Source organism: Faecalibacterium sp. BCRC 81149, assembly GCF_022750605.1.
In the GTDB taxonomy this organism is placed as follows: Bacteria; Bacillota; Clostridia; order Oscillospirales; family Ruminococcaceae; genus Faecalibacterium; species Faecalibacterium duncaniae.
This window is the reverse complement of record NZ_QXJA01000002.1, coordinates 259,003-273,129: the sequence shown is the minus strand read 5'-3', so window position 1 is coordinate 273,129 and position 14,127 is coordinate 259,003. Positions and strand designations below refer to the sequence as shown.

14 protein-coding genes are annotated in these 14,127 nt (G+C 57.6%); 3 read left to right on the top strand and 11 right to left on the bottom strand.

The features are described from left to right. Positions 1-7: 7 nt before the first annotated feature. The 3 genes from D3F01_RS04170 to murC all read right to left on the bottom strand — a co-directional run bounded on the left by D3F01_RS04170 (position 8) and on the right by murC (position 3,698). Complete coding sequence (locus D3F01_RS04170) at positions 8-1,258, bottom strand: MFS transporter (protein ID WP_242886041.1); 1,251 nt, start codon at positions 1,256-1,258, stop codon at positions 8-10. Between the two features lie 5 nt (positions 1,259-1,263). Continuing rightward, positions 1,264-2,061 carry a zinc dependent phospholipase C family protein gene (locus tag D3F01_RS04165; RefSeq protein WP_242886039.1) on the bottom strand — a complete coding sequence of 266 codons (798 nt, stop codon included), beginning with the start codon at positions 2,059-2,061 and terminating at the stop codon, positions 1,264-1,266. 257 nt (positions 2,062-2,318) lie between these two features. Next, a complete protein-coding gene (gene murC / locus D3F01_RS04160) occupies positions 2,319-3,698 on the bottom strand; it encodes a UDP-N-acetylmuramate--L-alanine ligase (RefSeq protein WP_242886037.1) in 1,380 nt (459 codons plus the stop codon). A 326-nt stretch (positions 3,699-4,024) separates the two neighbouring features. Here murC and D3F01_RS04155 point away from each other — a divergent pair, with 326 nt between their 5' ends. Beyond that, positions 4,025-4,870 (top strand): DegV family protein, encoded by an 846-nt coding sequence (locus tag D3F01_RS04155; protein ID WP_097770415.1) that lies wholly within the window; start codon positions 4,025-4,027, stop codon positions 4,868-4,870. Positions 4,871-4,940: 70 nt separating this feature from the next. Here D3F01_RS04155 and D3F01_RS04150 read toward each other — a convergent pair whose 3' ends face one another. The 8 genes from D3F01_RS04150 to D3F01_RS04115 form a co-directional block, all read right to left on the bottom strand. Next, positions 4,941-6,611: an ABC transporter ATP-binding protein gene (locus tag D3F01_RS04150; RefSeq protein ID WP_242886034.1), complete on the bottom strand. Its 1,671-nt coding sequence runs from the start codon at positions 6,609-6,611 to the stop codon at positions 4,941-4,943. Next, positions 6,608-8,341 carry an ATP-binding cassette domain-containing protein gene (locus tag D3F01_RS04145; RefSeq protein ID WP_242886032.1) on the bottom strand — a complete coding sequence of 578 codons (1,734 nt, stop codon included), beginning with the start codon at positions 8,339-8,341 and terminating at the stop codon, positions 6,608-6,610. Before D3F01_RS04145 ends, D3F01_RS04150 begins: the two co-directional genes overlap by 4 nt. Beyond that, positions 8,338-8,736, bottom strand: coding sequence for a MarR family transcriptional regulator (locus tag D3F01_RS04140; protein WP_005931315.1), 399 nt, complete (start codon positions 8,734-8,736; stop codon positions 8,338-8,340). The genes D3F01_RS04145 and D3F01_RS04140 overlap by 4 nt, the downstream gene beginning before the upstream one ends. 123 nt (positions 8,737-8,859) lie before the next feature. Beyond that, entirely contained in the window at positions 8,860-9,030 is a 171-nt protein-coding gene (locus D3F01_RS04135) for a FeoB-associated Cys-rich membrane protein (protein WP_005931317.1), read from the bottom strand. A 34-nt stretch (positions 9,031-9,064) separates the two neighbouring features. Further along, a complete protein-coding gene (feoB, locus tag D3F01_RS04130; protein ID WP_242886030.1) occupies positions 9,065-11,254 on the bottom strand; it encodes a ferrous iron transport protein B in 2,190 nt (729 codons plus the stop codon). Positions 11,255-11,279: 25 nt separating this feature from the next. Beyond that, positions 11,280-11,501 (bottom strand): FeoA family protein, encoded by a 222-nt coding sequence (locus D3F01_RS04125; RefSeq protein WP_005931321.1) that lies wholly within the window; start codon positions 11,499-11,501, stop codon positions 11,280-11,282. 79 nt (positions 11,502-11,580) lie between these two features. Next, a complete protein-coding gene (locus D3F01_RS04120) occupies positions 11,581-11,796 on the bottom strand; it encodes a FeoA family protein (protein ID WP_005931323.1) in 216 nt (71 codons plus the stop codon). 404 nt (positions 11,797-12,200) lie between these two features. Further along, a complete protein-coding gene (locus tag D3F01_RS04115) occupies positions 12,201-12,779 on the bottom strand; it encodes a DUF3793 family protein (RefSeq protein WP_242886028.1) in 579 nt (192 codons plus the stop codon). A gap of 403 nt (positions 12,780-13,182) precedes the next feature. Between D3F01_RS04115 and D3F01_RS04110 the strand changes: the two genes are divergently transcribed. Next, complete coding sequence (locus D3F01_RS04110; RefSeq protein WP_223454886.1) at positions 13,183-13,704, top strand: GNAT family N-acetyltransferase; 522 nt, start codon at positions 13,183-13,185, stop codon at positions 13,702-13,704. A 205-nt stretch (positions 13,705-13,909) separates the two neighbouring features. Next, complete coding sequence (locus D3F01_RS04105; RefSeq protein ID WP_242886026.1) at positions 13,910-14,047, top strand: hypothetical protein; 138 nt, start codon at positions 13,910-13,912, stop codon at positions 14,045-14,047. The last annotated feature ends 80 nt before the right edge of the window (positions 14,048-14,127 follow it).

The following is a 14,127-nucleotide window of genomic DNA, read 5'->3' as shown; positions in this document are numbered from 1 at the left end:
GTTGTTTTTACTTCCGATCCGACACCCGGAACAGCACGAATCCCACAATGAACAGCACAATCAGGCTGCCCACGCCTACATTGGCGCTGCCGGTCAGCTGGCTGCCCACACTGACGATCATGGTGCCCAGAAAGGATGCGCCCTTGCCGCAGATATCGAACAGACCGAAGTACTCGCCCGATTTTTCTGGCGGAATGATCTTGGCAAAATGGCTCCGGCTCAGCGCCTGGATGCCGCCCTGGAACATGCCCACCACAACGGCCAGCACCCAGAACTGCCACTGGTGCTTCAGGAAAAAGGCAAACAACGCAATGCCCGCGTAGGCTGCGATACAGACCGGGATGAGGGTGCCCGAGGGGTATTGCCCGCTCAGCCGCCCGAACACCAGTGCCGAGGGGAAGGCCACGATCTGGGTGACCAGCAGCGCCAGCAGCAGGCCGGTGGTGTCCAGCCCCAGGGCCGTGCCGTAGGCCGTGGCCATATCGATGATGGTATATACGCCATCGATGTAGCAGAAAAAGGCCAGCAGGAACCAGAACACCTGCCTGTCCTCTTTCAGGTGGCGGAGGGTATGGCCGATGCGGGCAAAGCTCTGCCGGATGGCATGTTCCTGCACCTCCACAAAGTGCACCTGCTTATACTGGCGCAGCAGGGGCAGGGTGGTCACCAGCCACCAGACGGCGGTGATAAAGAGAGCAAGATTCAGCGCCGTCATCTGGGAGATGCCGATGCTCCCGGCCCCCAGCACCAGCGCCAGACAGACCACAAAGGGCACACAGCTGCCAATGTAACCCCAGGCATAGCCTTTGGAAGAAACCTCATCCATCCGGTCCGGCACAGTCACATCGCTGAGCATGGAGTCATAGAACACCAGACTGCCCGAAAAACCCACCTTGGCAAAGATGAAGATGAGCAAGAACGGCAGCCAGGCGCTTGCCATCCCCATGGCGCAGCAGCCGATCACACCCACTGCCACACAGAAGATGAAGATGGGCTTTTTGTAGTTGCGGGTATCGGCCAGTGTGCCAAGGATCGGGCTGAGCACCGCCGTGATGACCGTGACCGCCGAGGCTGCATAGCCCCAGTAGGCCAGATACTCCACCGAGCTCAGGCCGCCCCCCTCAGCCAGTGCGTTGAAGAAGATGGGGATCAGTGTTGCCACCAGCAGCACAAACGCCGAGTTGCCCACATCGTATAAAATCCACGCCCGTTCCAGGCTGGTCAGGTGAAATTTTTGCTTTGCTTCGTTCATTTGCATTCCTCTCAAAATTCTCCGAAGGTGTGGTCATAGGCCTTGTCCAGCGGTGCGCCGTTGGAGAGTCCTTCCACATATTCCGTGATGAGCCGCACTGCCAGCGGGAGAGCCTGCTGATACAGCGCTTCCAGCTCTTTGTCGCTGGCCTCGCACCGGGGATTGGGCTGGAGGTTTGCCACCAGCCCGTGCATGACATCATAGGTACCTGCCGCTTTCAGGGCAGTCAGTACCACCCAGCGCTTGACCGGGCTGGTAGCCTGCAGCAGATGGTGCACCCGCACCATGCCCCGCATGGCTCCGTAGGTCTCGTCTGCCGTGACATTTTCGTAGAACGGCGCAATGATCTTTGCAAACTCCCGGTTGGGGCGGATATGCCCCGCCGTGAAAAAGTGCATCGGGTCAAGCCCGTCCTCCCGCATCAGCTGGTTGTCAAACTCCGTCTCGATCTCGCAGTGGCTCACACCGCTTTCCCGGGTGTAGCGCTCCACATAGGGGTGGCAGGTACTGTCCAGTGCAAAGTGGCAGACGAACCCCAGCGCATAGGCCAACGCAGCATTCTTGTTGCGGGCCGTGTTCACCACGCCCCGGGCCCGGGTAAAGAACACCCGGCCCGGCTGCTCATGCATGGCGTTGCCCAGCCGGTTCACGGGGTTGGACTGCAATGTCCGGTAGTAGAACATCAGGTCAGGCCCGTGCAGGCCCATGTCATACAGCGGCCGGTATGGGGTGATCTTTTCCCGCAGCTCCCTGGGCAGCTGCACCAGAACATCCGCACCAAAGCGGCGGTGTGCATACGTAGATGGCATATCCTCTCTCCTCCTTTTCGTACCAGAATCAGTATAGCAGAATCCCACCCCCGCCGCCACCCTTCCGGGTCTGATTTGTGTAAAATTTTTGAGATATTTTTCATCACGCCCATCCCATAGCGCAAAAACGCCCCGCCGGTCTCCCGGCAGGGCGCTTTCGCAGGGTGGTATTGCAGACCAGTTCGGTCTGTGAAAGGTCCGGCAGCCAAAAGCCGCCGGGCGTTTTTGACCCGGCGGCTTTCAGCTATTCCAAACGATCAGTCTTTTTTCACCATCATCTTGCTGGCCTTATAGATATCGCCGCAGCCCAGAGTGATGACCAGATCGCCCTCCCGGGCGTTCTGTTTGACCCAGTCAGCGGCAGCCTCCAGGCTGTCCACCAGCACAGAGTTGGGGATCTGCGCCGCCAGCTTTGCGCTGGTAATGGTGGGGTCGTTGGGCTCGCGGCTGCCCATGATGGGGGTGATCACCGTGATATCAGGGATCTTGAACACATCCACAAAGTCGTTGAACAGCATCTTGGTCCGGCTGTATGTAAACGGCTGATGGACTGCGATGACACGATTGTAGCCCAGCTCCTTGGCGGTGTTCAGGGTCGCGCGGATCTCGGTGGGATGGTGGGCGTAGTCGTCCACGACCACCGCGCCGTTGCACTCGCCGTAGACCTCAAAACGGCGGCCTGCCCCCTTGAAGTTCAGGGCAGCGTTGGCGCACTCCTCCACGGTCAGGCCCACAGAGCGGCAGACAGCACACATGGCCAGTGCATTGTAAATGTTGTGGCGGCCCGGCACTGCCAGACGGATGTGGCCCAGCTCATTGGTATCCCACTCCTTCAGATCAAATTCAAAGAAGCCGGGCTTGTACTCCTGCACGTTGACAGCACGGTAATCGGCCGCATTGTCAATGGCAAAGGTGCGCACGCGGCGGTCCAGGGTGTACATGACATCCATGGTGTTCTTGTCGTCCGCATTGGCAAAGATCATAAAATGGGTCATCAGGGCAAAGCGCTTGAAGGCAAACTTCAGCTCGCCCATGCTGCCGTAATAGTCCAGATGGTCGTTATCGATGTTCAGCACCACGGACATATAGGGGGTCAGCTTGAGGAAGGTCTCGGAGAACTCGCAGGCCTCGATGACGATATCATCCCCCTTGCCGGCCTTGCCGTAGCCGCCGATGAGGGGCAGCTTGCCGCCGATGACTGCAGAGGGATCACGGCCTGCCAGCTCCAGTGCGGTGGTGATCATGGAAGTTGTGGTGGTCTTGCCGTGGGTGCCGGAAACGCAGATGCTGTCCTTGTACAGGCGGCTCACATAGCCCAGCAGAACGCTGCGCTCCACAGTGGGGATGCCATAGGAAGCGGCAGCGTTCAGCTCCACGTTGTCCTTGGCAATGGCGGCAGAGTAGACCACCAGGTCAACGCCGATCACGTTGTCCGCAGCATGACCCAGGCTGACCTTCACGCCCATCTCCCGCTCCGAGCGGATGATGCTGCCGTCCAGCACATCGCTGCCGGAGATATTATATCCCTTGGCAGAGAGGATCTGGATCAGCGGATACATACCGCTGCCGCCGCAGCCGATGAAATGGATCTTTTTTACATTATCCAGCAGATGCATGGTATAATCAGTAACGAACATAAGCAGGCAAACCTCCAATAAACAAACGGCCGCAAGGCAGACCGAATCCATCTTAATTCTTGGGTACTACTTATTATATAATTTTTGGCCGACAAAATAAACAGTTCCGAGCGAATTTTCGGAAAGAACCAGAAACTCCGGCACATTTTTGTGACAACTGTACAGATAGCCCATGGATTTTCGCCCCTTTTGCACACTTCATAAAAGATTTACATTTTTTATCGGCTTGATAGCTAACAATTTTGAAGTATTTGTGGTATGATAGTTGCGAATTTTGAACTATCACGCTGCCGCCGGACGCGCGGCTGGAAAAGAGGAATCTCATTTTGAACATCAAGATCACTGCGGACAGCACCTGCGATCTGTCCGAAGCGCTGCTCCGGCAGTGGAACATCAGCCTGATCCCCATGCACATCCTCATGGGAGAGGAAAGCTATCTGGACGGCGTTACCATCCACCCCGCCGATGTATTCGCCCATGCCCAGAACGGCGGCAAAATGCCCAAATCCGCCGCCCCCAATCTGGTGGAGTACACCGACTTCCTCGCCCCCTTTGCCAGAGACTACGATGCCGTCATCCACATCAATGTCGGCTCCAAATTCTCCTCCTGCTTCCAGAACGCCCGGCTGGCGGCGCAGGAGTTCGGCAACGTCTATGTCGTGGACAGCGAGAATATCTGCACCGGGCAGGGCTATCTCGTCCTGCAGGCAGCCAAGTGGGCCGCTGACGGCCTGCCGCCCAAAAACATTTCCATGCGCTTACAGGGCCTTGCCAAGCGGGTCGAGTTGAGCTTTGTGCTCAACCAGCTGGACTACATGGCCAAAAGCGGCCGCTGCTCCGGCGTGCTGGCCTTCGGGGCCAACATTCTGGGCATCAAGCCCAGCCTGGCCGTCATCGATGGTGAACTGAAAGTCGTGCGGAAGTACCGGGGCAGTCTGCCCATCTGCGTGGGCAAGTACATCACCGACCAGCTGGCGAACCGGGAGGACATCGACCGCAGCATGGTGTTCATCTCTTCCACTCAGGCAAAGCCCGGCTGCATGGAGGCCATCAAGGCCGGACTGCGGCAGTACGGCAATTTTGAGAATGTCTACGAGACCGACATCGGCACCACCATCGGCGGCTATTCCGGCCCCGGTACCATCGGCATCGTGTTTGCACGCAAGCAGTAAATTTCTCCCTGCACACAAAAAAGACGCGCTCATCACAGAGCGCGTCTTTTTTGCATGATATCCGGTTTTCTCAGCTCAGCCGTCCGCTCTCTACCGAGAAGCTCAGGTCGGCCACGGCCATGGTGGATCTGCGATGGGAGACCAGCAGGACAGTCTTTTCCCTGCACTCATCCCGCACGGCCTTGAGGATGATCCCTTCGTTCAGGCTGTCCAGATTGGAGGTAGGCTCGTCCAGCAGGAGAAAGGGTGCATCGTGCAGGAAGGCACGGGCCACACCGATGCGCTGGCGCTCACCGCCGGAGAGTGCACCGCCCAGCTCGCCCACAGGGGTATCATATCCCTTGGGCAGGCTGTTGATAAAGCCATCCAGTGCGGCCTTTCTGCAGGCAGCCTCCACCTCGGCACGGGTGGCATCGCGCCGGGCGATCCGGATGTTGTTTTCTATGGTATCGTCAAACAGCTCCGTTTCCTGGGTCACAAGACTTTCCTGGGCGCGCAGGGTGGCAGTGTTCACGGCGCGGATATCACGTTCACCAAACCGGATGGTGCCGCTGCTCACATCCCAGAAGCGCATGAGCAGCCGCAGGAAGGTGGATTTGCCGCTGCCGGAGCGGCCCGTGATGCCCACGATCTTCTTTTCCGGGATAGTCAGGCTCAGGTCGTGGAGCACCTCTTCCTTGGCGTAGGCAAAACTGACACGCTCAGCCTGTGCACCGGTAAAGGCGGTGTCCACGCCGTCGGTCACATCGGCGGTCACGGGGTCTTCGTCCAGCAGGTCAAGGACACGGTCGGCACTGGCGAACACCTGGGTCAGGCTGGCACCGAGGTTGGCCAGCGCCACCACCGGGCCAAAGGAGCTCAGGGCCGACAGGGTGCAGATCAGCACCCCCTCCGCACCCAGCTGGCCATTCTGATACAGCCGGATGCTCACCCCCAGCACAGCCAGCGCCGTCAGCACGATGAGGGTGTTGGCGGCACCCACGGTCACGCCCTCGCGGTACTTCATGGCCTTCTGCTTCTCCCCCAGCGTCTCGCTGTGGGCCGTGATGCCCTCGGCGCGCGCGGCGGTGTTCTGGTACTGCAGGATATCCCGCAGGCCGCGCAGGCTTTCCAGCAGATAGCTGTTGGTGTCGGCCAGGGCCTGCCGGTACTCGCGGGCGGCTTTGTCGCCCCGTCTGGCAGACCACACCGGCAGAGCAATGCCCACCAGCAGATAGCCTGCCAGCAGCACCAGTGCGGGCAGAATATGATAACTGGCCGTAAAGCAGGTCATGCCGGTCACACAGAGGATCGCGATACAGACCGGCGAAATGGTGTGGGCATAGAACACCTCCAGCTGCTCGATGTCGGCGGTGATCAGGGAGATCAGGTCACCCCGGTCACGGCCCTCCAGCTTGGCGGGGGTCAGGCGGCGGAGCGCGCCGAACACCTTATCCCGGATGAGGGCCAGCAGCTTGAAGGCGATATAGTGGTTGGAGGCCTGCTCTGCGTAGCGCAGCACGCCGCGCAGCAGGGCAAAGACAAGGATGCAGACAAAGGCTGTGTTCACGCCTGCCAGCGGGCTGGGCAGGCCTGCCGCCGTGAGCAGGGCAAAGCCGCCGAAGACCGTGATAAAGGTGGCGCAGAAATGGCCGATGACACCCATGACAATGGCTGCCAGCATGATGGGCAGCATGGGCCGGACCAGCACGATCAGCCGTGCGGCAATGGCAAACGGACTGCGGTGTTTTGTGTTGTTCATGCGCTCACCTCCCCAAGGTCTTCCAGCTGTTTCTGGGCGTTGTACAGGCGGCTGTACACCCCCTGTGCCGCCAGCAGGTCGTTGTGCGTTCCCTGCTCGGCGATGCGGCCTGCCTCCAGCACATAAATGCAGTCGCTGTCCACCACATTGGCCAGACGGTGGGAGATCAGGATCACTGTTTTCTTTCCCGCCAGGCTGTGGATGGCTTTCATGATATCGTTCTCGCTCTCGGCATCCACATTGGAGGTCGCCTCGTCGAACACATAGATGGGCGAATCATGCAGCAGGGCACGGGCCATGGCAAGGCGCTGGCGCTGCCCGCCGGACAGGTTGGAGCCGCCCTCGTGGAGCGCCGTTGCAAGGCCGCTCTGGCTGCGGCAGAAGTCTGCAAGGTTCACCTGCTCCAGGGCCGCCCAGAGCTCGGCTTCGGCTGCATCGGGCCGGGCCATCCGGAGGTTGGCTTCCACCGTGCCCTTGAAGATGGCCGCATTGTGGGGCACCAGTGTCAGCAGGCGCAGGCGGTCGGCCTGCTTCCATTCGCTGACCGGGATGCCGCCCAGCGTGACCTCTCCCTCCGTCACGGTGCGGGCACCGGACAGGATGGCCGCTATGGTGCTCTTGCCGCAGCCGGATTCTCCCACCAGCGAGACAAAGCTGCCCTGCGGGATGGTCAGGGACACATCGTGCAGAATGGTGCGCTCCTTCTCGTAGCCAAAAGTGACATGCTCCAGCGCAAGGGTGCTGTCGGCCGGGTCGGCGGTCTTTTCGCCATCTTCAGGCTCCTGGGCAGAGAGCAGCCTGAAGATCTTCTCAGCCGAAGCCGCGCCATTCATGGCAATGTGGAAGTAGCTGCCCAACAGGCGCAGGGGCAGGAAGAAATCCGCCGCCAGCAGGAGGATGGTCAGGGCGCTGGTCAGGCTGAGCTGGCCTTTGGCAAAGGCCGATGCCGCGCTGATGATGCCAAGACCCGCACCGCCGTAGGCCATCAGGTCCATCAGGGTCACGCTGTTCAGCTGCATGGTCAGCACCTTCATCGTGATCTTGCGGAACCGCTCGGCCTGGGCATTCATCTCCTCGTGTTTCCAGCCGTCTGCCTGATAGATCTTCAGGGTGGTCAGGCCCTGAAGATTCTCCAGAAAGCTGTCGCCCAGGGTGGTGTACTCGCCCCAGTAGTTCGCCAGCAGCTTCTTGGCGAACTTCTGCACCGCCACAATGGATAGGGGGATGAGCGGCACACAGCACAGCAGAAGGATGGCCGAGCGCGCGTGCACACCCACCAGCAGCACAAACAGGGTCACCGGGGCCAGCAGGCTGTAAAACAGCTGGGGCAGATACTTTGCAAAGTAGGTGTCGATCTGCTCCACACCCTCGCTGGCCAGCATCACGGCTTCGCTGGTGGCCACCGTCTCGCTGTAACCGGCCCCCAGCCGGGTGAGCTTTGCATAGATGCTGCTGCGCAGGGTGCGCTTGACATCCTTGGAAGCCCGGTCGCTCATATCGGAGGCGCAGAGGGTAAGGCCATAGCGCACCGGCACAGTCAGCAGGCAGAGCAGCATCCCCTGCCAGAGGGCATTGCCGGTCAGGCTGCCCGCAAATACGCCGCCGATGAGGCGGGATACCGTCATCACCAGCACCACATTGCACAGCATCCCCAGCCACTGGAACAGCACGTTCAGCCCCACATAGCGCAGGGCCTTCCGATCGAAGGAAAGCAGTTTTTTGTTGATCACGAAGCGTTCTCCTTTTCAGATTCATCCGGGCCGAACAGACGGTCATATTCGCCGGTAAAAGCCCGTTCGGGCAGGGCCGAAGTCAGGGCCAAAGCGGCATTATAGCGTTCCTCCTCGGTCATGTCGATGCGCACGGGCGGAAAATGCGTCAGCACCGTTTCCAGTTGAGCCCTGACCGCCTTTGCCACAAAGATGCCCCGATCGGTCAGATAGATCTTGCCATAGTGTTCCTTCACGATCATTCCCCGATCCATCAGCAGGTTCATAATGCGCACCACACTGGGCTTGGTCACGTTCAGCTTTTCGGCAATGCTGCGGGAGCAGATATCCAGATGCGTCTGGGAGACCTCATAGATGGCCAGAAGATACCGCAGATGGGCTGCTGTCAGTTCCATAGTATCACTCTCTTCTATAATAATGTAAGCCGCTTCCAGTGTTATCCAAAGCTAACTTTTTTCATTCTAAAAAAGGGCGCGGGCCGATTGGATGTTCGACCCGCGCCCAGCGGTTTTCACCGATCAGTGGCAGCCGCTGCAGCCGCCGCAATTGCCATTGCAGCCGCCTTCGCCGCAGCCCCCACAGCCGCCATGCTTGTGGGAGTGCCATGTGGCCCAGCCCACACCGCCAAACACGATAGCACCTACAATGATGGTAGGCAGATTAAAGTTCGTGGCCAGGAATTCCATCATACAGAACACACCCTTTCAAACTGGACAGATGATTTTACTTGATTTTGGAAACGTCGATCTTGACCTCGTTGTCGCCAACGTACTTGTTGGGGCGGAACATCAGGTACAGGAATGCGGCAAAAATCACGATTGCCACGATGGTGAAGAAGTTGAAGCCAACCTCACCGGTGATCAGACCACCGATCTGGTACACGACCAGAGCCGCGCAGTAAGCCAGAGCGCACATATAACCGATGGCGATGGCAGTCCACTTGCCGTTGTTCATCTCACGCTTGATCGCGCCCATAGCAGCGAAGCAGGGAGCGCACAGCAGGTTGAAGATCATAAATGCGTAAGCGGACAGAGCGGTGTAATCCTGCGCAACTGCTGCCCAAATCTCATCACCGTTCTCAGACAGCTCGCCGCCGAAGTGATACAGAACACCGAAGGTGCCAACCACGTTCTCCTTTGCGATCAGACCAGAGACGGAAGCAACGGTTGCACGCCAATTGCCGAAGCCCAGAGGAGCGAAGATCCAGGCGATCTTGGTAGCGATAGCGGCCAGGACGGAGTTGTCCTGATCCTCGACCATGCCGAAGGCACCATTCTCGAAACCGAAGCCCTGCAGGAACCACAGCACAACGGTAGCTGCCAGAATGACGGAACCGGCGCGCTTGATGAAGGACCAGCCTCGCTCCCAGGTGGCACGGAAAACGTTGCCCCATGCAGGCACATGGTAAGCGGGCAGCTCCATAACGAAGGGTGCGGGGTCGCCAGCGAAGAGCTTGGTCTTCTTCAGAATAACACCGGAGCAAATGATGGCAGCCATGCCGATGAAGTAAGCGGAAACAGCCACCACAGAGGAACCGCCGAACATTGCACCTGCGATCAGGCCGATGATGGGCATCTTTGCGCCGCAGGGGATGAAGCAGGTGGTCATAATGGTCATACGGCGGTCACGCTCGTTCTCGATGGTACGGGAAGCCATGACACCGGGCACGCCGCAGCCGGTACCGACCAGCACGGGGATGAAGCTCTTACCAGACAGGCCGAAACGGCGGAAGATACGGTCCATGATGAAGGCGACACGGGACATATAGCCCACATCCTCCAGGATGGACAGCAGGAAGAACAGAACCAGCATCTGGGGAACGAAGCCCAGCACCGCGCCGACACCGGCCACGATACCGTCCATGATCAGACCGTACAGCCAGCCTGCCACACCGATGCTCTCCAGGAAGCCGCCCAGCGCGCCCGGCACGATCTCACCAAACAGGACATCGTTGGTCCAGTCGGTGGCAAAGGTGCCGATGGCCCAGCCGCCATCTGCAATGGAGGTGCCCATGGACAGGGAGTACATCAGGAACATGACCAGCGCGAAGATGGGCAGAGCCAGCACACGGTTGGTCACGATCTGGTCGATCTTATCGGAAACGGTCAGGTGATCCACACGGGCCTTTTTCTTGACGGCCTTGTCAACGACACCGTTGATGTAGGAGTAGCGCTGGTTGGTGATGATGCTCTCCGCATCATCGTCCATCTCCTTCTCGCAGTCTTTGATGTGCTCATCAATGTGGTCAGCCAGAGCCTTGTCGAGCTTCAGCTCTTCCATGACCTTCTCATCCCGCTCGAACAGCTTGACGGCATACCAGCGCAGGAAGCGGCCATCGACCTTGCCCTGGATGGACTCCTCGATGTGTGCGATGGCATGCTCCACACTGCCGGTAAAGACGTGGGGCAGCTCACCGGCCTTCTGCTTCTGGGCAGCGGCAACCGCAGCCTTGGCAGCAGCCTCGGTGCCTTCGCCCTTCAGTGCGCTGATCTCAACTGCCTGGCAGCCCAGCTCGCTGCTCAGCTTCTTCAGGTCGATCTTATCGCCGTTCTTGCGGACCAGATCGATCATGTTGACCGCCATAACAACGGGGATGCCCAGCTCGATCAGCTGGGTGGTCAGGTAGAGGTTGCGCTCAATGTTGGTGCCATCGATGATGTTCAGGATGGCATCGGGCTTCTCTTTGACCAGGTAAGTACGGGAGACGACCTCCTCCAGCGTGTAGGGAGACAGGGAGTAGATACCGGGCAGGTCCTGGATGATGACATCCTTATCGCCCTTCAGCTTGCCTTCCTTCTTTTCCACGGTAACGCCGGGCCAGTTGCCAACATACTGGTTGGAGCCGGTCAGGTTATTGAACAGGGTAGTCTTGCCGCAGTTCGGGTTACCGGCCAGTGCAATTTTAATACTCATTGCGTGTCCTTTCCTCTCTTTGGAATCAAACCACTTCGATCATTTCAGCGTCGGCCTTGCGCACACTCAGTTCGTAGTTGCGCACGGTCAGCTCCATGGGGTCGCCCAGAGGTGCCACCTTACGGACATAGATCTCAACACCCTTGGTGATGCCCATGTCCATGATGCGGCGCTTGACCGGGCCTTCGCCATGCAGGCGTGCCACGGTGCAGGTCTCGCCGACCTTCACGTCCTTCAGAGTTTTCATGCAAAATTCCTCCTCTACTTGTCTTTATTCAGAGACCATTCCAGTGTCGGAGCAGGTCCCAAACAGCGTGCTGCGCTGTTCAGCCGATCATAATGCGATTCGCCATCGTCCTGTCGAGTGCCAGGCGGCTTTCCTTGACCTGTACGATCAGGTTGCCTGCGATCTCGTTGACCACGGTCACTTCGCTGTCCACCACAAAACCAAGCTCTGCCAGATGCAGGCGGACTTCATCTTTGCCGGTGATTTTCTTAATGGTGACGGTCTCGCCCGCCTTCGCCATTGTCAGAGGCATCATAACATTCCACTCCCTTTTTCATACTGTTTGTGGGCTGCTGATGCACCGGAGCGGTTAGTCAGTCGGAACTATCAGCATAGATAGTTTACGCTTACTAACCTTTGTTGTCAACAGTTTTTTCATCATTAAAAGTTAGTTTATATGAACAAACAGTTTTTCTGCCCAAATATCCCAGTTTTTTTATCACAATCAACAACAACTAACTCAAATTTCTGAGTAAAAGTTAGCCATTGTTTACATTTTACCGTCATTTTTTCTATCCATGAAATGACACAGCCGCCCGGTGCAGTGGTCAAGGCTGCAACGGACGGCCGCGTGTCAAAAGGAGGATTTCTTCCCGCCGGAGCGTGGTTTGTTCCGGTGGGTGCCAGGATAAAAAGAGAGTATTGGTAGAGAATGACTTGTCAAGCCGCCACAGCAAGGCGGAAAATGGGGGTACCCTCGTGGAACAGGCGCAGATATACTCTGGTGCACTTGTTCAACTGGGCAAAATGACGTGCGGCGGCATCGGGGTCGCCGTAAGCCTTCCAGCAGCCGCAGCAGGTGAAGTTGCGGCCCTGATTTTCGATAAAGCCCACCACATCGGTGAGCGGATACCCAAGAAACACGCCGATTTCATGGGGAAAATCGGCTTCGCAGCACAGCCGCCGGGACAGCTGCCGCAGCATACCGTCACAATCGGCAGCATCTTCCGGCAGGGCATAGCCCTCGCGTTGCAGGAACTCCCGCACCGCCTCATCGGCCAGCACCTGACGCAGGCGGCTCTCGCGGTAAACATAAATGAGATACCGGTGGGTTTGAGCACAGCCCTTGAGGACCCGGACCTTCAGCCCCTTCTCCCCCAGCTGGTCATTCCAGCAGCGCACCCGGGCAGCCAAGTCGGCACAGTCCCGGGTCTCATAGCGGAACAGCCCGGCTGGCTTCAGCCCCGCCAGCACCGGTGCGCACTGTTCGATCATCACGGTCTCAAAATTACGCTCCATGGCTGCTTTCCTCCGCTTTTATCCATTTGAGGAACAGCGTTCCCCGCTGCACCGCATTCTATGCAGGTGCAGCAGTTAGATATTTCTAACCTCAAACTCTAAAAGAATGCGGCACAGACCATTTGTCTGCTGACCGCTTTGTGGTTAGTTATTTCTAACGTGGCATTATCTTACCACAGCATCGGGGTGGTGTCAAGGGGTTCTGACAAGTTTTCCGCAACAAACTTTTTGCGCGTGTTGCGGCGTGTCGAAATTCATGGTATAGTAAAATCGCCACCTCGGCTAAGGTGACGTTTTTTCAATTGAAAACTTCACATTGAAAGAGGCCGACCGCTTGTTGCAGTGCCTTTTTCTTTTGCAGAATAGTCAATTTTTAACGATTTGTCAAGAAGGAGCGCTTTCTATGACTTTCACACCTTTTGAAACCGCCCGGCTTCGCCTGCGCCCGCAGGAAGCTCGGGATGCCGGGTTTGCACTCTGCATCTGGGGTGACCCCATCACCGGAAAATATTTGTCCGACCCGGTGCTGGACGATATCGATGACCTGAACGAATATATGGAATTGCTCCGCAGCCTGAGCGACAGCACCGACTGCTATTATGTCATTGCAGAGGACAAAGTCACCCACCAGCCCATTGGTACCTGCTGTGCTGTGGTCAAGGATGGCGGCAGCTGCTGGGATATCGGTTACTGCATCCACCCTACCTGCTGGCACAAGGGTTATGCCAAAGAAATGGTAAACGCTCTGGTGCAGTTCGGTGCACAGAACGGTATAAAAACCGTTCTGGCCGATGTTGCCGCCGAAAATGCCGGTTCCTGCGGCGTGATGCGTGCACTAGGTTTCACGCCCACTGAAAATGGAACCTTCCGCCGAAGCGGCTCTCAGACCGAATACAAAAGTCTGACATTCAAAAAGCAGTTATAGCATTTTTCATTGCAAGCTGTTGAATCTTCTGTTATACTGTATCCGTTGCCAGAAATGGCAGCAAGGTGCTGTCTGCATCATTGGTGGTCATGCTTTCCAATCCCGTATCGCTGATTCTTCCTACATGGAATAAAGCAGGATACCGGGGACGGAACTTTTTTGAAGGGAACTTCCCGGAGCCTGATGGCGAAGGGAGGGATGTCGAATGACGCTGTTGGAAACTCTGGCACTGCTCACTTTCATGCTTGGCTTGCTGAGCCTGATTGTGGATGTGGTCCGCCTGACTCTTGAGGCCATGGATAAGTTTTCGCAGAAGAAAAACGATGATAGCAAAAAAGATTGACTGCCTCAGCGTACCAAACCTGACAGTCAATCTTTTTTGATTCTCGGGAAGGAAAGCTGACCGATGTGGATCAGCGCCTT

Excerpts from the sequence above, each read along its gene's own strand:
- D3F01_RS04170 (WP_242886041.1), bottom strand. The coding sequence starts at position 1,258 with ATGCAAATGAACGAAGCAAAGCAAAAATTTCACCTGACCAGCCTGGAA.
- D3F01_RS04165 (WP_242886039.1), bottom strand. The coding sequence starts at position 2,061 with ATGCCATCTACGTATGCACACCGCCGCTTTGGTGCGGATGTTCTGGTG.
- murC (WP_242886037.1), bottom strand. The coding sequence starts at position 3,698 with ATGTTCGTTACTGATTATACCATGCATCTGCTGGATAATGTAAAAAAG.
- D3F01_RS04150 (WP_242886034.1), bottom strand. The coding sequence starts at position 6,611 with ATGAACAACACAAAACACCGCAGTCCGTTTGCCATTGCCGCACGGCTG.
- D3F01_RS04140 (WP_005931315.1), bottom strand. The coding sequence starts at position 8,736 with ATGGAACTGACAGCAGCCCATCTGCGGTATCTTCTGGCCATCTATGAG.
- D3F01_RS04135 (WP_005931317.1), bottom strand. The coding sequence starts at position 9,030 with ATGATGGAATTCCTGGCCACGAACTTTAATCTGCCTACCATCATTGTA.
- feoB (WP_242886030.1), bottom strand. The coding sequence starts at position 11,254 with ATGAGTATTAAAATTGCACTGGCCGGTAACCCGAACTGCGGCAAGACT.
- D3F01_RS04125 (WP_005931321.1), bottom strand. The coding sequence starts at position 11,501 with ATGAAAACTCTGAAGGACGTGAAGGTCGGCGAGACCTGCACCGTGGCA.
- D3F01_RS04120 (WP_005931323.1), bottom strand. The coding sequence starts at position 11,796 with ATGATGCCTCTGACAATGGCGAAGGCGGGCGAGACCGTCACCATTAAG.
- D3F01_RS04115 (WP_242886028.1), bottom strand. The coding sequence starts at position 12,779 with ATGGAGCGTAATTTTGAGACCGTGATGATCGAACAGTGCGCACCGGTG.
- D3F01_RS04110 (WP_223454886.1), top strand. The coding sequence starts at position 13,183 with ATGACTTTCACACCTTTTGAAACCGCCCGGCTTCGCCTGCGCCCGCAG.
- D3F01_RS04105 (WP_242886026.1), top strand. The coding sequence starts at position 13,910 with ATGACGCTGTTGGAAACTCTGGCACTGCTCACTTTCATGCTTGGCTTG.